This window comes from Klebsiella pneumoniae subsp. pneumoniae HS11286 (genome assembly GCF_000240185.1).
Lineage (GTDB): Bacteria > Pseudomonadota > Gammaproteobacteria > Enterobacterales > Enterobacteriaceae > Klebsiella > Klebsiella pneumoniae.
Window position 1 is genome coordinate 187,304 of record NC_016845.1, and the last position, 17,256, is coordinate 204,559.

Annotated in this window: 17 protein-coding genes; 15 read left to right on the forward strand and 2 right to left on the reverse strand. The window is 57.4% G+C overall.

All coding sequences use genetic code 11. The features are described from left to right. Nucleotides 1–20 precede the first annotated feature (20 nt). From KPHS_01680 to KPHS_01700, 3 genes are all read left to right on the forward strand, one after another. Nucleotides 21–821, forward strand: a complete 801-nt coding sequence (locus KPHS_01680) for a putative sugar phosphatase (protein ID YP_005224468.1) — start codon at nucleotides 21–23, stop codon at nucleotides 819–821. 88 nt (nucleotides 822–909) lie between these two features. Beyond that, the gene (locus KPHS_01690) at nucleotides 910–1,809 is read left to right on the forward strand and encodes a putative transport protein (protein ID YP_005224469.1); all 900 of its coding nucleotides are present in this window, start codon (nucleotides 910–912) and stop codon (nucleotides 1,807–1,809) included. Between the two features lie 1,088 nt (nucleotides 1,810–2,897). Continuing rightward, the gene (locus tag KPHS_01700) at nucleotides 2,898–5,162 is read left to right on the forward strand and encodes a 5-methyltetrahydropteroyltriglutamate/homocysteine S-methyltransferase (RefSeq protein ID YP_005224470.1); all 2,265 of its coding nucleotides are present in this window, start codon (nucleotides 2,898–2,900) and stop codon (nucleotides 5,160–5,162) included. A 58-nt stretch (nucleotides 5,163–5,220) separates the two neighbouring features. On the opposite strand, the gene KPHS_01710 is transcribed toward KPHS_01700, so the two are convergent. Beyond that, nucleotides 5,221–6,033, reverse strand: a complete 813-nt coding sequence (locus KPHS_01710) for a putative dienelactone hydrolase (RefSeq protein YP_005224471.1) — start codon at nucleotides 6,031–6,033, stop codon at nucleotides 5,221–5,223. A 272-nt stretch (nucleotides 6,034–6,305) separates the two neighbouring features. Here KPHS_01710 and KPHS_01720 point away from each other — a divergent pair, with 272 nt between their 5' ends. The 9 genes from KPHS_01720 to KPHS_01800 all read left to right on the forward strand — a co-directional run bounded on the left by KPHS_01720 (nucleotide 6,306) and on the right by KPHS_01800 (nucleotide 14,272). Beyond that, complete coding sequence (locus tag KPHS_01720) at nucleotides 6,306–7,067, forward strand: uridine phosphorylase (RefSeq protein YP_005224472.1); 762 nt, start codon at nucleotides 6,306–6,308, stop codon at nucleotides 7,065–7,067. A gap of 135 nt (nucleotides 7,068–7,202) precedes the next feature. Next, nucleotides 7,203–8,651, forward strand: a complete 1,449-nt coding sequence (locus KPHS_01730) for a DNA recombination protein RmuC (protein ID YP_005224473.1) — start codon at nucleotides 7,203–7,205, stop codon at nucleotides 8,649–8,651. Between the two features lie 70 nt (nucleotides 8,652–8,721). Beyond that, nucleotides 8,722–9,477 (forward strand): ubiquinone/menaquinone biosynthesis methyltransferase, encoded by a 756-nt coding sequence (locus KPHS_01740; protein ID YP_005224474.1) that lies wholly within the window; start codon nucleotides 8,722–8,724, stop codon nucleotides 9,475–9,477. Between the two features lie 13 nt (nucleotides 9,478–9,490). Further along, nucleotides 9,491–10,096 carry an SCP2 domain-containing protein gene (locus KPHS_01750; RefSeq protein YP_005224475.1) on the forward strand — a complete coding sequence of 202 codons (606 nt, stop codon included), beginning with the start codon at nucleotides 9,491–9,493 and terminating at the stop codon, nucleotides 10,094–10,096. Next, a complete protein-coding gene (locus KPHS_01760; RefSeq protein ID YP_005224476.1) occupies nucleotides 10,093–11,733 on the forward strand; it encodes a putative ubiquinone biosynthesis protein UbiB in 1,641 nt (546 codons plus the stop codon). Before KPHS_01750 ends, KPHS_01760 begins: the two co-directional genes overlap by 4 nt. 129 nt (nucleotides 11,734–11,862) lie before the next feature. Then, nucleotides 11,863–12,114 carry a twin arginine translocase protein A gene (locus KPHS_01770; protein ID YP_005224477.1) on the forward strand — a complete coding sequence of 84 codons (252 nt, stop codon included), beginning with the start codon at nucleotides 11,863–11,865 and terminating at the stop codon, nucleotides 12,112–12,114. Nucleotides 12,115–12,117: 3 nt separating this feature from the next. Then, nucleotides 12,118–12,654 carry a sec-independent protein translocase TatB gene (locus KPHS_01780; protein ID YP_005224478.1) on the forward strand — a complete coding sequence of 179 codons (537 nt, stop codon included), beginning with the start codon at nucleotides 12,118–12,120 and terminating at the stop codon, nucleotides 12,652–12,654. Between the two features lie 2 nt (nucleotides 12,655–12,656). Next, the gene (locus KPHS_01790; RefSeq protein ID YP_005224479.1) at nucleotides 12,657–13,436 is read left to right on the forward strand and encodes a TatABCE protein translocation system subunit; all 780 of its coding nucleotides are present in this window, start codon (nucleotides 12,657–12,659) and stop codon (nucleotides 13,434–13,436) included. Between the two features lie 32 nt (nucleotides 13,437–13,468). Continuing rightward, a complete protein-coding gene (locus KPHS_01800) occupies nucleotides 13,469–14,272 on the forward strand; it encodes a deoxyribonuclease TatD (protein ID YP_005224480.1) in 804 nt (267 codons plus the stop codon). Here KPHS_01800 and KPHS_01810 read toward each other — a convergent pair. Continuing rightward, nucleotides 14,269–14,757: a transcriptional activator RfaH gene (locus KPHS_01810; RefSeq protein YP_005224481.1), complete on the reverse strand. Its 489-nt coding sequence runs from the start codon at nucleotides 14,755–14,757 to the stop codon at nucleotides 14,269–14,271. The genes KPHS_01800 and KPHS_01810 overlap by 4 nt on opposite strands. A gap of 39 nt (nucleotides 14,758–14,796) precedes the next feature. Between KPHS_01810 and KPHS_01820 the strand changes: the two genes are divergently transcribed. Genes KPHS_01820 through KPHS_01840 form a run of 3 tightly spaced genes read left to right on the forward strand, consistent with a single transcriptional unit; the run spans nucleotide 14,797 to nucleotide 17,162 of the window. Continuing rightward, entirely contained in the window at nucleotides 14,797–14,916 is a 120-nt protein-coding gene (locus KPHS_01820; RefSeq protein YP_005224482.1) for a hypothetical protein, read from the forward strand. 19 nt (nucleotides 14,917–14,935) lie between these two features. Next, nucleotides 14,936–16,411: a 3-octaprenyl-4-hydroxybenzoate carboxy-lyase gene (locus KPHS_01830; RefSeq protein ID YP_005224483.1), complete on the forward strand. Its 1,476-nt coding sequence runs from the start codon at nucleotides 14,936–14,938 to the stop codon at nucleotides 16,409–16,411. A 49-nt stretch (nucleotides 16,412–16,460) separates the two neighbouring features. Beyond that, nucleotides 16,461–17,162, forward strand: coding sequence for an FMN reductase (locus tag KPHS_01840; RefSeq protein YP_005224484.1), 702 nt, complete (start codon nucleotides 16,461–16,463; stop codon nucleotides 17,160–17,162). Nucleotides 17,163–17,256: the final 94 nt, after the last annotated feature.

Here is a 17,256-nt window from a genome sequence, read left to right on the forward strand (position 1 = left end):
GCTTAGAGGTTAACTTTTTTATGTACCAGGTTGTTGCGTCTGATTTAGACGGCACGCTGCTTTCCCCCGATCATTTCCTGACCCCGTATGCCAAAGAGACGCTGAAGCTGCTTACCGCCCGTGGGATCAATTTCGTCTTCGCCACCGGCCGTCACTACATCGACGTCGGGCAAATCCGCGATAATCTCGGCATCCGGTCGTACATGATCACCTCTAACGGCGCCCGCGTTCACGATAGCGATGGTCAGCAAATCTTTGCCCATAACCTCGATCGCGATATTGCCGCCGACCTGTTTGAGATCGTGCGTAACGACCCGAAAATCGTCACTAACGTTTATCGGGAAGACGAGTGGTATATGAACCGCCATCGTCCGGAAGAGATGCGCTTCTTCAAGGAGGCGGTGTTTAACTACAAGCTGTATGAGCCGGGCGAACTGGATCCGCAGGGGATCAGCAAAGTATTCTTTACCTGCGAGGATCATGAGCATCTGCTGCCGCTGGAGCAGGCGATGAACGCCCGCTGGGGCGATCGGGTGAACGTCAGCTTCTCCACCTTAACCTGCCTGGAAGTTATGGCGGGTGGGGTATCGAAGGGGCATGCGCTGGAGGCGGTGGCGAAGATGCTCGGCTACACTCTTTCCGATTGCATCGCCTTCGGCGACGGTATGAACGACGCTGAGATGCTGTCGATGGCTGGCAAAGGCTGCATCATGGCCAACGCCCACCAGCGGCTGAAGGATCTGCATCCGGAACTGGAAGTGATCGGCAGTAACGCCGACGATGCTGTCCCGAACTACCTGCGTAAGCTATACCTCGACTGAAAAAGATTGACGACTGGCGAATAAGTGTCCAGTCGTCAACCTGACTCTTCGCTACAATGCCTGTTCTTTATCCAACGAGACGACCATTGTGGCGCTGTTAATTATCACCACTATCCTGTGGGCCTTTTCTTTTAGCCTGATTGGCGAATACCTGGCCGGTAGCGTCGACAGCTATTTTTCGGTGCTGATGCGCGTGGGCCTGGCGGCGCTGGTGTTCCTGCCTTTCCTGCGCACGCGCGGCCAGTCGCCGCGCACGATCGTGCTCTATATGCTGGTGGGCGCGATGCAGCTAGGCATCATGTACCTGCTGGCTTTCCGCGCCTATCTCTATCTGACGGTCTCGGAATTTCTGCTGTTTACCGTGTTTACTCCCCTGTATATCACACTGATCTACGACCTGCTCAGCGGACGTAAGCTGCGCTGGGGCTATCTGCTGAGTGCCGCGCTGGCGGTGCTGGGGGCGGCGATTATCCGCTATGACAAAGTCAGCGATCATTTCTGGACCGGGCTGTTACTGGTACAGCTGTCAAACCTCTGCTTCGCCATCGGTATGGTGGGGTATAAGCGTCTGATGGAGGTGCGTCCGATGCCGCAGCACAATGCCTTTGCCTGGTTCTATGTCGGGGCCTTTATCGTGGCGGTGGCGGCGTGGTTTATGCTCGGCAACGCCCAGAAGCTGCCGACCACCACGCTGCAGTGGAGCGTGCTGGTGTGGCTCGGCGTGGTGGCTTCCGGGCTGGGTTACTTTATGTGGAACTATGGCGCCACCCAGGTGGATGCCGGCACGCTGGGGATCATGAATAACGTCCATGTCCCCGCCGGGCTGCTGGTTAACCTTGCCATCTGGCAGGAGCAGCCGCACTGGCCGAGCTTTATTAGCGGAGCGTTGGTGATCCTGGCCTCGCTGTGGGTCCATCGCCGCTGGGTCGCTCCGCACTCCGGACAAACGGCAGATGATCGCAGGCGTGGTTCCGCGCAGAGCGAATAAACGCTTCGGTGACCGGTTGACGCTGTTCGCCATCGCGAACGGCCGCGTACAACCGGCTCCATAACCCCTCACCCAGGGTTTTGGTGACCACCAGGCCCTGGCGTTCAAAGCTTTCCACCACCCAGTGCGGCAGCGCGGCGATGCCCATCCGGGCAGCCACCATCTGGATCAACAACAGCGTGTTATCGACGCTTTTCAGCTGCGGGCTGATGCCGGCCGGCTGCAGGAAGTGGCGCCAGATATCGAGGCGCCCGCGTTGCACGGGATAAATCAACAGCGTTTCCGCGGCCAGATCCTCCGGGGTAACCAGCGTCTTCATAGCTAACGGATGCTCGGGCGCCAGCACCAGACGCACCTCAAAATCAAACATCGGCGAGTAGTGCAGGCCGCTGCGCGGCAGAATATCGGAGGTCATCACCAGATCCAGTTCACCCTGCTGCAGCGCAGGCTGTGGGTCGAAGGTGACGCCGGAATGGAAGTCGACCTCCACATGTGGCCAGCGGGCGCGGAAATTCTCCAGCGCCGGCGTCAGCCACTGAATACAGCTGTGACATTCGATAGCCAGCCTCAGCCGGGTCTGCTGTGGTTCGTTACAGTCCTGCAGGGCGCGAGCGATCTGCGGCAGCACCTGGTTGGCCAGCTGTAAGAGGATTTCCCCCTGAGGCGTAAAACGCAGCGGCTGGCTCTTACGCACAAAGAGACGAAAGCCAAGGCGCTGTTCCAGATCGCTGAACTGGTGAGACAAGGCGGACTGGGTCTGGTGCAGGGCCGCTGCCGCACCCGCCAGTGAACCGCTGTTCCGCAACGCTTGCAGCGTTTTCAGATGTTTAATTTCGATCATGAAAGTCCTTCACTTCGCCATGAGCAATTTGCGCTTGAGGAATATACAGTAACTGTCAATTATGGATGTGTAAACATCTGGACGTCTAAAACTCGTCATATTTCGACTTGCAGATGCGTTGGCTGCCTTGCTTACCCCAGTCACTTCCTTCAGTAAGCTCCTGGGGATGCGCATCGTTGCCGCCTTCCGGCAAGCCGAACTATTGAGATTTTTTCTTCAGATTCAATGAAATAAGAGAGGAACAAAAATGACAATTATTAACCACACCCTCGGTTTTCCTCGCGTTGGCCTGCGCCGCGAGCTGAAAAAAGCGCAAGAGAGCTACTGGGCGGGCAACGCCACTCGCGAGGAACTGCTGGCGGTAGGCCGTGAGCTGCGCGCCCGTCACTGGGAACAGCAGAAACAGGCGGGCGTTGATCTGCTGCCGGTGGGGGATTTCGCCTGGTACGACCATGTTCTGACTACCAGCCTGCTGCTTGGCAACGTGCCGGCTCGTCATCAGAACAAAGACGGATCCATCGACATCGATACCCTGTTCCGCATTGGCCGCGGCCGCGCGCCGACTGGCGAACCGGCCGCCGCTGCGGAAATGACCAAATGGTTTAACACCAACTATCACTATATGGTGCCGGAGTTCGTGAAGGGCCAGCAGTTCAAACTGAGCTGGACCCAACTGCTGGATGAAGTAGACGAAGCGCTGGCGCTGGGCCACAAGATCAAGCCCGTGCTGCTGGGGCCGGTAACCTATCTGTGGCTGGGTAAAGTGAAAGGTGAACCGTTTGACCGCCTGACCCTGCTGAATGCCATCCTGCCGGTTTACCAGCAGGTGCTGGCCGAACTGGCGAAGCGCGGCATCGATTGGGTGCAGATTGATGAACCGGCGCTGGTGCTGGAGCTGCCGCCAGCGTGGCTGGAGGCCTTTCAACCGGCTTATGACGCCCTGCAGGGCCAGGTGAAGCTGCTGCTGACTACCTATTTTGAAGGCGTTAGCGACAATCTCGCGACCATTGCTGCGCTACCGGTCCAGGGGCTGCACGTCGATCTGGTGCACGGCAAAGATGATGTTGCCGAACTGCACAACCGCCTGCCGGCCGACTGGCTGCTGTCCGCGGGCTTGATCAATGGGCGTAACGTCTGGCGCGCCGATCTCACCGAAAAGTATGCGCAAATTAAAGACCTCGTCGGTAAGCGCGAGCTATGGGTCGCGTCATCCTGCTCTCTGCTACATAGCCCGATCGATCTGAGCGTGGAGACGCGCCTTGATGCGGAAGTGAAGAGCTGGTTTGCCTTCGCGCTGCAGAAATGCGGTGAGCTGGCGCTGCTGCGCGATGCGCTGAACAGCGGCGATACGGCGGCGATTACCGAGTGGAGCGCGCCAATCCAGGCCCGTCGCCATTCGACCCGCGTGCACAACGCGGAGGTGGAAAAACGGCTGGCGGCGATCACTGCTCAGGACAGCCAGCGCGCCAGCCCCTATGAGGTTCGCGCGCAGGCACAGCGCCAGCGCTTTAACCTGCCGAAATGGCCGACCACCACCATCGGGTCATTCCCGCAAACGACCGAGATCCGCGGCCTGCGCCTGGACTTCAAAAAGGGTAACCTTGACGCCAGTCATTATCGGACGGGGATTGCGGAACATATTAAGCAGGCGATCGTCGAGCAGGAGCGGTTAGGTTTAGACGTACTGGTGCACGGGGAGGCCGAGCGGAACGACATGGTGGAATACTTCGGCGAACATCTGGACGGTTTTATCTTCACGCAAAACGGCTGGGTGCAGAGCTATGGTTCCCGCTGCGTGAAGCCGCCGGTGGTGATCGGCGACGTCAGCCGTCCGCAGGCGATCACCGTCGACTGGGCGAAGTACGCGCAGTCCCTGACCGACAAGCCGGTGAAAGGGATGCTCACTGGACCGGTGACCATTCTGTGCTGGTCCTTCCCGCGGGAGGATGTCAGCCGTGAAACCATCGCGAAACAGATTGCGCTGGCCCTGCGTGATGAAGTGGCGGATCTGGAGGCGGCGGGGATCGGCATCATCCAGATTGATGAGCCGGCGCTGCGCGAAGGGTTACCGCTGAAGCGCAGCGACTGGGATGCCTATCTGCAGTGGGGTGTGGAAGCCTTCCGCCTTAATGCTGCGGTCGCCAAAGACGACACGCAGATCCATACTCACATGTGCTATTGCGAGTTCAATGACATCATGGACTCCATTGCCGCGCTGGACGCTGACGTGATCACCATTGAAACCTCGCGGTCCGATATGGAGCTGCTGGAGTCGTTCGAAGCGTTCGAGTACCCCAATGAGATCGGGCCGGGAGTATATGATATTCACTCGCCAAACGTGCCGAGCGTGGAGTGGATCGAAGCGCTGCTGAAGAAAGCCGCGCAGCGTATCCCGGTGGAGCGACTGTGGGTTAACCCGGACTGCGGCCTGAAAACTCGCGGCTGGCCGGAAACCCGCGCCGCGCTGGCGAATATGGTGCAAGCGGCGCGAAATCTGCGCCAGTCCGCCTAATCGTTACGCGAAAAATCAAAAAGGAGGCATTTGCCTCCTTTTTTCATGCTTAGGGCGATTACCCTTTTTTACCGCCATACTGAGCAAACCAGGCGAGCATCCGCTGCCAGCCGTCTTTGGCTGACTCTTCATGATAGCTGGCGCGATAGTCGGCGTTAAAGGCATGATCGGCTTCGGGATAGACCACGATTTCCGCCGTGGCGTTGGCTGCCCGCAGCGCCTGACGCATAGTCTCGACGGTGTCCTGCGGAATGCTGGCGTCTTTAGCGCCGTACAGACCAAGCACCGGGGCGTTGAGATCGACGGCGATATCTACCGGGTGCTTCGGCGAATTCAGTGATTTTTCTCCCACCAGCTTACCGTACCAGGCCACTGCCGCTTTAAGCTGCGGGTTATGCGCGGCATACAGCCAGGTAATGCGTCCGCCCCAGCAGAAGCCGGTGATCAGCAGACGATGGGCATCGCCGCCGTGGCGCGCCGCCCAGCTGGCGACGTGGTCGAGATCCGCCAGCACCTGCGCGTCCGGCACCTTGCTGACCAGCTCTTTGAACAGGGTCGGGATATCGTGGTACTCATTCGGATCGCCCTGACGGAAGTACAATTCAGGCGCGATAGCCAGATAGCCTTCCTGTGCCAGGCGGCGACAAAGATCGCGAATATGTTCATGCACGCCGAAAATTTCCTGTACCACGATAACGATCGGCAGCGGACCGTCGGCATTTTTCGGGCGGGCGTGGTAGGCCGGCATGTTTTCACCCTGAGAGGGAATCGACGTCTCTCCGGCGATAATATGCTCTTCCGGCGTATGAACGGCGGTTGCGGCGTGTGGTGAAGCTGCAGGTGCGAATCCAGGTTGCTTGGTGGTGGTCATGGTATTCTCCGTACCCTTATTTATTAGCGCATCAGTAACTATAGACCCTTTACCTTTAGTTCGGGCGGTAATAAAGCACAGTGCCTGAAAGCGGCTATCTTTTGTTCTGTGATGATGAATATAACTTGTTAATGTGATGTGCATCACTATTTACTGAAAAACAACTGCAACCATTATTGGTCTTGGTGACTATCATCACAAAATGTTGCCAGGGGCTTCTGTACAGTACCGTTTTGCTTCTGCTGATAATTCGACCCACAGAGGAGTTTTTTATGTCCAAGTCTGATGTTTTTCATCTCGGCCTCACCAAGAACGATTTACAAGGGGCTACGCTGGCTATCGTCCCTGGCGATCCGGAGCGTGTGGAAAAGATCGCCGCGCTGATGGATAAGCCGGTTAAACTGGCATCTCACCGCGAATTTACCTCCTGGCGCGCGGAGCTGGACGGCAAACCAGTGATCGTCTGCTCTACCGGCATCGGCGGCCCGTCGACTTCCATCGCCGTGGAAGAGCTGGCGCAGCTGGGGGTGCGTACCTTCCTGCGTATCGGCACCACAGGTGCGATTCAACCGCACATCAACGTTGGCGATGTGTTGGTGACTACCGCCTCCGTTCGTCTGGACGGCGCCAGCCTGCACTTCGCGCCGATGGAATTCCCGGCCGTCGCAGACTTCGCCTGCACCACCGCGCTGGTGGAAGCGGCGAAATCAATCGGCGCCACCACCCATATCGGCGTAACCGCTTCCTCGGATACCTTCTACCCGGGCCAGGAGCGTTACGACACCTTCTCCGGCCGCGTCGTGAGCCGCTTCAAGGGCTCAATGGAAGAGTGGCAGGCAATGGGCGTGATGAACTATGAAATGGAATCCGCCACGCTGCTGACCATGTGCGCCAGCCAGGGCCTGCGCGCCGGGATGGTGGCTGGGGTTATCGTGAACCGTACCCAGCAAGAGATCCCTAACGCCGAAACCATGAAGCAAACCGAAAGCCACGCGGTGAAAATCGTCGTGGAAGCGGCGCGTCGTCTGCTGTAACTCAACACTTTCCCTGTCAGGCCGGATCCTCCGGCCTTTCTTTTTTGCGTCGCCTCTCGCAGGAAATTCCTTTTAAACTGGACGTTTGTACAGCACAATTCTATTTTGTGTCATCAGGTTATCGCAGGGGGCGTCGTGGATCTCTCCATTATTATCAGCGCGGTTATCGCACTGGCAGCCGGGTTAATGGTCGGCTGGCTGGCGACCAAAGCGCGCGCCGATCAAATTCGGGCCGATCTCATCGAGGAACGGCGAGAGTTGGATATTGAGCTGAGCGCCGCCCGCCAGCAACTGGCGCAGGAGGCCCACTGGCGTGAGGAGTGTGAGCTGCTGAACAACGAGCTGCGCAGCCTACGGGATATCAATACCTCGCTCGAGGCCGATCTCCGTGAGGTCACCACCCGGCTCGAATCCACCCAGCTGCATGCGGAAGATAAGATCCGCCAGATGATGAACAGCGAGCAGCGCCTTAGCGAGCAGTTTGAAAACCTCGCCAACCGTATTTTCGAACACAGCAACCGGCGGGTCGATGAGCAAAACCGCCAGAGCCTGCATGGCCTGCTGACGCCGCTACGCGAACAGCTGGACGGGTTCCGCCGCCAGGTGCAGGAGAGCTTTGGCCAGGAGGCGCGTGAAAGACATACCCTGGCGCATGAGATCCGCAATCTGCAGCAGTTGAACGCGCAGATGGCACAGGAGGCGCTGAACCTGACCAAAGCTCTGAAGGGGGATAACAAAACTCAGGGCAACTGGGGGGAAGTGGTCTTAACCCGCGTGCTGGAGGCCTCCGGCCTGCGCGAAGGCTATGAGTACCAGACTCAGGTCAGTATTGAGACCGACAACCGCTCGCGGATGCAGCCGGACGTTATCGTGCGCCTGCCGCAGGGTAAGGACGTGGTGATCGACGCCAAAATGACCCTGGTCGCCTATGAGCGCTATTTCAACGCCGAAGACGACTACACCCGCGAAGTCGCGCTGCAGGAACACCTTGCCTCGGTGCGTAACCATATTCGCCTGCTGGGACGCAAGGATTATCAACAGCTGCCTGGCCTGCGCTCGCTCGACTATGTGCTGATGTTTATTCCCGTTGAGCCGGCGTTCCTGCTGGCCATCGATCGCCAGCCTGAGCTCATCAGCGAGGCGTTGCAAAATAATATTATGCTGGTTAGCCCGACGACGCTGCTGGTAGCCCTGCGCACTATCGCCAATCTGTGGCGCTATGAGCACCAGAGTCGTAACGCGCAAAAGATTGCCGAGCGGGCGGGGCGCCTTTACGACAAAATGCGCCTGTTTGTGGATGATATGTCCGCCATCGGCCAGAGCCTGGATAAGGCGCAAGAGAGCTATCGCCAGGCGATGAAAAAGCTCGCTTCCGGGCGTGGCAATCTGCTGGCCCAGGCGGAGGCCTTTCGCGGCCTGGGCGTGGAGGTCAAGCGCGGGATTAATCCTGATTTAGTCGAACAAGCTACGGCTCAGGACGAGCAATATCGTCTCGAAGATGAGGATAACCTGCCGGAAAATGACGCATTTTCACCCGACTCTGCCGAGACGGTGCGTAGCCGGGAGGCGGCTCCGCCACGCTGAAACGTATGGGAAATGCGCTGAGTCTGATACACTCAGTGAACATTTTCTTGAAAAGCAAGCAGGCATAGAGATGGTTGAGGATTCACAAGAAACGACGCACTTTGGCTTTCAGACGGTCGCTAAAGAGCAGAAAGCAGATATGGTGGCGCATGTATTCCATTCTGTCGCCGCAAAATATGATGTGATGAACGACCTGATGTCGTTTGGGATCCATCGTTTGTGGAAGCGTTTCACCATCGACTGCAGCGGCGTACGTCGCGGGCAGACCGTGCTGGATCTGGCTGGTGGTACCGGTGATTTGACGGCCAAGTTCTCCCGCCTGGTAGGGGAAACCGGCCGCGTCATGCTTGCTGATATCAATGATTCTATGCTCAAAATGGGCCGCGAAAAGCTGCGCAATATCGGCATCGTAGGCAACGTTGAGTATGTTCAGGCCAACGCGGAAGCCCTGCCTTTTGCTGATAATACCTTTGACTGCATCACCATCTCTTTCGGTCTGCGTAACGTGACCGACAAAGAGAAAGCGCTGCGTTCGATGTATCGCGTGCTGAAGCCGGGCGGACGTCTGCTGGTGCTGGAGTTTTCTAAACCCATTATCGAACCGCTGAGCAAAGCCTACGACGCTTACTCCTTCCATATCCTGCCGAAGGTGGGCGAGCTGGTGGCAAAAGATGGCGACAGCTATCGCTACCTGGCGGAATCTATTCGTATGCATCCGGACCAGGAAACCCTGAAAGGGATGATGCAGGATGCGGGCTTCGAAAACGTGGATTACTACAACCTGACGGCGGGTATCGTTGCTTTGCATCGCGGTTACAAGTTCTGACAGGAGGGACGCTATGCCTTTCACACCCCTGGTTACCGCTGGCATTGAAACGGCGCTGAATACTTTCCTCTGGCGCGACAAAGCGCTTAAACCCGCTCGCCAGCGCCTGCTGGGCAAGGTATTGCGGGTCCAGCTGCAGGATTTCGCCACGCCCGTGGTGCTGGTATTCAGCGAACGCCAGGTTGACGTCCTGAGCGCCTGGGACGGAGAGGCCGATTGCACCGTGATTACCCGGCTCAGCGTGCTGCCAAAACTGCGCAATCGTCAGCAGCTCACGGCGCTTATTCGCAGCGGTGATCTGGAAGTGCAGGGCGATCTGCAGGTGGTGCAGAATATGGTCTCCCTGTGCGACCTGGCAGAGTTTGATCCCGCTGAACTGCTGGCGCCCTATACCGGCGATATTGTGGCCGAAGGCGTCGGTAAAGTCCTGCGCGGCGGCGCTCAGTTTCTGCTGAAGGGCGCAGAGCGCCAGCAGCGCTATGTCGCGGAAGCGATCACTGAAGAGTGGCGCCTGGCGCCGGGGCCGCTGGAGCTGGCCTGGTTTGCTGAAGAGACAACGGCTATTGAGCGCGCGCTGGCCGCACTGGAAAAACGGCTGGAAACGCTGGAGGGCAAATGACGCCAGGAGAATTACGGCGCCTGTATTTCATCATCCACACCTTTTTGAGCTACGGGCTCGATGAGCTCATCCCCAAAATGCGGATCACGCTGCCGCTGCGTATCTGGCGGCGGATGCTGTTCTGGATGCCAAACCGCCATCAGGATCAGCCTCTTGGCGCCCGCCTTCGGCTGGCGCTCCAGGAGCTGGGGCCGGTGTGGATAAAATTCGGCCAGATGCTTTCCACCCGCCGGGATCTCTTTCCGCCGCATATTGCCGATCAGCTAGCGCTGTTGCAGGACCGCGTGGCGCCCTTTGAAGGGAAGCTCGCGCAGCAGCAGATAGAGAAAGCGATGGGGGGGCTGCCGGTCGAGACCTGGTTTGATGATTTCTCCGTTGAGCCGTTAGCCTCGGCGTCCATCGCCCAGGTGCATACCGCGCGTCTGAAGGAGAATGGCAAAGAGGTGGTGATCAAGGTTATCCGCCCGGATATTTTGCCGATCATTAAAGCGGACATGAAGCTCATCTACCGCCTGGCGCGCTGGGTACCGCGTCTGCTGCCTGACGGTCGTCGTCTGCGCCCGCAGGAGGTAGTTCGTGAATATGAAAAAACGCTGCTGGATGAGCTGAACCTGCTGCGGGAATCCGCCAACGCTATTCAGCTGCGGCGTAATTTCGAAGACAGCCCGATGCTGTACGTGCCGGAGGTGTACCCCGACTACTGCAGCGAAAGCATGATGGTAATGGAGCGCATTTACGGTATCCCGGTGTCCGATGTGGAGGCGCTGGAGGCCCAGGGCACCAATATGCAGCTGCTGGCGGAGCGGGGCGTGCAGGTCTTCTTCACCCAGGTGTTCCGCGACAGCTTCTTCCATGCCGATATGCATCCTGGCAACATATTCGTCAGCTACGAGCATCCGGAAGATCCGCAGTATATCGGCATCGACTGCGGTATTGTCGGCTCACTGAACAAAGAAGATAAGCGCTATCTGGCGGAAAACTTTATCGCCTTTTTCAACCGCGATTATCGTAAAGTTGCCGAGCTGCACGTCGATTCCGGTTGGGTTCCGCCCGATACCAACGTTGAAGAGTTTGAGTTCGCGATCCGCACGGTCTGCGAGCCGATCTTTGAGAAGCCGCTGGCGGAGATCTCCTTCGGCCACGTGCTGCTTAATCTGTTCAATACCGCGCGGCGTTTCAATATGGAAGTCCAGCCGCAGCTCGTTTTACTACAGAAGACATTACTTTACGTAGAAGGGGTAGGCCGGCAGCTCTATCCTCAGTTAGACTTGTGGAAAACGGCGAAGCCTTTCCTCGAGTCGTGGATCAAAGATCAGGTCGGCATTCCGGCGCTGGTGCGCGCGTTTAAAGACAAAGCGCCGTTCTGGATCGAAAGAATGCCGGAAATACCTGAGCTGGTGTATCAGAGCCTGCAGCAGAGCAAACAGCTGCAGACCAGCGTCGATACTATTGTGCGGGATATGCGTGTGCGTCATGTGCGCCAGGGCCAATCCCGTTACCTGTTTGGTATAGGCGCGGTTTTATTGCTCAGTGGTACGCTGCTCTTTATCCATCGCCCTGAGTGGGGAATGATGCCCGGTTGGCTGATGGCCGGCGGTGTGGTGACCTGGCTTATTGGCTGGCGGAAAACCCACTGATCGGTTCGCCTCTTCATGACGCAGGCTTATTTGCGCAAAATCATGTCGGCGGCCTGACGAAGAGGCGGCTCGCAGGATGGCGTGTATAATGCGTCCACACAATTCATCATCTGTCATAGGGGAACGTGTATGGGTGGTATCAGTATTTGGCAGTTATTAATTGTTGTCGTCATCGTAGTTCTGCTTTTTGGGACGAAGAAGCTGAGCTCGCTGGGGTCTGACTTAGGGGCATCTATCAAAGGCTTTAAAAAAGCCATGAGTGATGATGATAAACCCGAAAAGTCGGCGCCAGACGCAGATTTCACGGCGAAAACCATCGCCGATAAACAGGATGATGCAAAAAAAGACGAGACAAAACGCCACGACAAAGAGCAGGTGTAACTCGTGTTCGATATTGGTTTTAGTGAACTACTGCTGGTGTTTGTGATTGGCCTCATTGTTCTGGGGCCACAGCGGCTTCCCGTAGCGGTTAAAACGGTAGTTGGCTGGATCCGTACGTTACGCTCGCTGGCGACCACGGTACAAAATGAGCTGGCCCAGGAGCTAAAACTGCAGGAGTTCCAGGAGAGCCTGAAGAAGGTGGAAAAGGCTAGCCTGAATAACCTGACGCCGGAGCTGAAAGCCTCGATGGATGAACTGCGCGAGGCCGCGGAGTCGATGAAGCGCTCCTATAGCGCCCACGATCCCGAAAAAGCCAGCGACGAAGCCAATACCATCCTTAATCCGGTGGTCAAAGGCAGCGAAGCGCAGCGCCAGGACGTCACGCCGGCGACGGCAGAACATCAGGCCAGCGCTCCGGCTCATGCGCCAGATCCCGTTGCCGACGAGCAATCTGCTTCACCGGCTGACCTTCAGGCAGAGAAAACGTCCGCTACGGCGGCAGTTCCCCATTCTTCCCCCGCATCGAGTGATAAACCGTAAACATGGGCGTAGACGATACACAACCGCTAATTTCGCATCTGATTGAGCTGCGCAAGCGTCTGCTCAACAGCATCATTGCTATTCTGGTGATCTTCCTGGCGCTGGTCTATTTCGCCAATGATATCTACCAGCTGGTCTCGGCCCCGCTTATCAGTAAGATGCCTGTGGGCGCGACGATGATCGCCACCGATGTCGCTTCACCTTTCTTTACGCCGATAAAGTTGACCTTCATGGTGTCGGTGATCCTGTCGGTGCCGATTATTCTTTACCAGGTATGGGCCTTCGTCGCGCCGGCGTTGTATAAGCACGAACGCCGGCTGGTGGTGCCTTTACTGGTATCCAGTACCCTGCTGTTCTATATCGGCATGGCTTTCGCCTATTTTGTCGTGTTTCCGCTGGCGTTCGGCTTCCTGACCCATGCGGCGCCGGAAGGGGTGCTGGTCTCGACCGATATTCGCAGCTATCTCGACTTCGTGATGGCGCTGTTTATGGCATTCGGGGTCTCCTTTGAGGTGCCGGTCGCCATTGTGTTGCTCTGCTGGATGGGCGTTACCACGCCGGAAGACTTGCGTAAAAAAAGGCCGTATGTGCTGGTGGGTGCCTTCGTGGTGGGCATGCTGCTGACGCCGCCGGACGTATTCTCGCAGACACTGCTGGCCATTCCGATGTACTGTCTGTTTGAAGTCGGGGTGTTCTTTGCCCGCTTCTACACCGGGAAGCGCCTGACGCGCGATGACGACGCCGCGGCCGAAGCTGAAGCCGCAGAGCACAGAGAAGAGTAATACCGCCAACCGCCCGTCAGGGCGGTTGGCATATGGGAGCGATCATGTTTGATATCGGCGTTAATCTGACCAGTTCGCAGTTTTCCCGCGATCATGATGAGGTAGTGGCGCGCGCCCTGGCGGCGGGGGTTAACGGCATGCTGCTGACCGGCACAAATTTGGCGGAGAGCCAGCAGGCGCAGAAACTGGCGAGCCGCTATTCCGGCTGCTGGTCCACGGCGGGGGTTCATCCCCATGACGGTAGCAGCTGGACGCCAGCGGTCGCCGAGGCGATTTATACCCTCGCCGGCGAGCCGCAGGTGGTGGCGATAGGCGAGTGCGGTCTGGATTTTAACCGGAATTTTTCCACGCCGCACGAGCAGGAGGTAGCGTTCAGCGCCCAGTTGGCGCTGGCCGCTGAGCTGTCGATGCCGGTGTTTTTGCACTGCCGCGACGCCCACGATCGGTTTCTGACGCTGCTTAAACCCTGGCTTGAGAAGATCCCGGGCGCGGTGCTGCACTGCTTTACCGGCAGCCGCAGCGAGGTGCAGGAATGCCTGGATCTGGGCCTGTTTATCGGTATTACCGGTTGGGTATGCGATGAGCGGCGGGGACTGGAGCTGCGCGAGCTGCTGCCGGCGATCCCGGCGGAACGTCTGCTGCTGGAGACCGATGCGCCTTATCTGCTGCCGCGCGACCTCAAGCCGAAACCGGCCTCGCGGCGTAACGAGCCCGCGTATTTGCCGCATATCCTGGCCAGCGTCGCGGCCTGGCGCGGCGAGGAGGCGCAATGGCTGGAGGCGCAAACGGACGCAAACGTCAGGGCGCTGTTTGGCGTTGACATTAACGGCGTTTAGATTTTCTGGAAGTCGGTATTTTTAACGCTCTGCAGGACTTGCTTATTCAGCAGGTTTAACAGCAACATAGAGCGCGCTTCGCCGTCGGGCTCGGTGAAGATCGCCTCCAGGCCTTCAAACGCGCCGTCGGTGATTAGCACGCTATCGCCCTCATGCGGCGTTTCCGGGTCGGTAATCCCTTCCGGTTTGTAGATAGAAAGCTGATGGATGACCGCCGAGGGGACGATAGCGGGTAGGGCGCCAAAGCGCACGAAGTTGTTAACCCCGCGAGTGGCGCTGATGGTGGTGGTATGAATCACCTCTGGATCGAACTCAATAAACAGGTAGTTCGGGAACAACGGTTCGCTGACCATGGTGCGTTTACCGCGAATGATTTTTTCCAGCGCAATCGTCGGCATCAGGCAGTTAACTGACTGACGTTCCAGATGTTCCTGGGCTCGTTGTAGCTGCCCACGTTTGCAATACAGTAAGTACCAGGCTTGCATAATGACTCATTCCACTTCTAATAACGGCAAGCATAACAAATGGCTGGTGTAATCGCGAAAGCCATTATAATTGAAATCCAAATTTCAGCGTTCTTTCACGCTAATTTAACAAAATTACAGCATCGCGCCGTCGAACACCGTATAATTAGCCGCCTGTAGAGAGGTCAATAACACTTCCATGAAATATCACGATCTTCGCGACTTTCTGACACTCCTGGAACAACAGGGCGAACTAAAACGTATCACTCTGCCGGTCGATCCTCACCTGGAAATCACCGAAATTGCCGACCGGACTCTGCGCGCCGGCGGCCCGGCGCTGCTGTTTGAGAATCCGAAAGGCTATACCATGCCGGTGCTGTGCAATCTGTTCGGCACGCCGCGTCGCGTGGCGTTGGGGATGGGGCAGGAGGATGTCAGTTCGCTGCGCGAGGTGGGTAAACTGTTGGCCTTTCTGAAAGAACCTGAGCCGCCAAAAGGCTTCCGCGACCTGTTTGATAAGCTGCCGCAGTTCAAGCAAGTGCTGAATATGCCGACCAAACGCCTGCGTGGCGCCCCCTGTCAGCAAAAAATCATCCAGGGCGATGATGTCGATCTGAATAAAATCCCGATTATGACCTGCTGGCCGGAAGATGCCGCGCCGCTGATCACCTGGGGGTTGACGGTAACCCGCGGGCCGCACAAAGAGCGGCAGAACCTGGGAATTTATCGCCAGCAGCTGATCGGCAAAAACAAACTGATTATGCGCTGGCTGTCTCATCGCGGCGGCGCGCTGGATTTCCAGGAGTGGTGCGCGGCGCGTCCGGGCGAACGCTTCCCGGTTTCCGTGGCGCTTGGCGCCGATCCGGCAACCATTCTTGGCGCGGTGACGCCGGTGCCCGATCCCCTGTCGGAATATGCCTTTGCAGGCCTGCTGCGCGGCACCAAGACCGAAGTGGTTAAGTGCGTCTCCAATGACCTTGAAGTGCCGGCCAGCGCGGAAATTGTGCTAGAAGGCTACATTGAGGCCGGTGAAATGGCGCCGGAAGGCCCGTATGGCGACCACACCGGTTACTACAATGAAGTAGACCAGTTCCCGGTGTTTACGGTAACCCATATTACCCAGCGTGAAGACGCGATTTATCATTCTACCTATACCGGCCGACCGCCCGATGAGCCAGCGGTGCTGGGCGTGGCGCTGAATGAAGTCTTCGTCCCGATCCTGCAAAAGCAGTTCCCGGAAATCGTTGATTTCTATCTGCCGCCGGAAGGGTGCTCCTATCGCCTGGCGGTGGTGACCATGAAAAAACAGTACGCGGGACATGCCAAGCGCGTAATGATGGGCGTCTGGTCGTTCCTGCGCCAGTTTATGTACACCAAGTTCGTGATTGTCTGCGATGACGACGTCAATGCACGCGACTGGAACGATGTGATTTGGGCGATCACTACCCGTATGGACCCGGCTCGTGATACGGTACTGGTAGAGAATACGCCAATTGATTATCTGGATTTTGCCTCGCCGGTTTCCGGCCTGGGTTCAAAAATGGGGCTGGATGCCACCAATAAATGGCCTGGCGAAACCCAGCGTGAATGGGGTCGCCCAATCAAAAAAGATCCTGCCGTTACGGCGCGTATTGACGCCATCTGGGATGAACTGGCCATCTTTAAACAACAGTAAGCGGGGCTAACGCCGCTGTTTTGCTCTATTGACCCGACAGAGGGGACGCATGACAACCTTAAGCTGTAAAGTGACCTCGGTGGAGGCGATTACCGATACCGTATATCGTGTTCGATTAGTGCCGGAAGCGGCATTTTCCTTCCGTGCCGGCCAGTATCTGATGGTGGTAATGGATGAGCGCGACAAGCGCCCGTTCTCCATGGCTTCCACGCCGGCGGAACAGGAATTTATCGAGCTGCATATCGGCGCCTCGGAGCTCAATCTGTACGCGATGGCGGTCATGGATCGCATTCTGAAAGAGCGTGAAATTGAGGTTGATATTCCGCATGGCGAAGCGTGGCTGCGCGATGACGAAGATCGCCCGCTGATTCTGATCGCCGGCGGTACCGGATTCTCTTATGTGCGTTCTATTCTGTTAAGCGCGCTGGCGCGTAACCCGGATCGCGATATCGCCATTTATTGGGGCGGTCGCGAGGCTAAGCATCTGTACGATCTGGCCGAGCTGGAAGCGTTAAGCATCAAGCATCCGAATCTGCGCATCGAGCCGGTGGTTGAACAGCCGGAAGAAGGGTGGCGTGGTCGCTCAGGTACGGTACTCACCGCCGTGCTGCAGGATTACGGTACGCTGGCCGAGCATGACATCTACATTGCTGGTCGTTTTGAGATGGCCAAGATCGCTCGCGACCTGTTCTGTAATGAGCGCGGCGCGCGTGAAGATCGCCTGTTTGGCGATGCGTTTGCGTTTATCTGAAAATAAAAAAACCCGCCCCTGACAGGCGGGAAGAACGGCAACTAAACCTGCTCTCTTCGCCATAGCCGCCAGGTTCTGGTGGCAATGGCGTTGA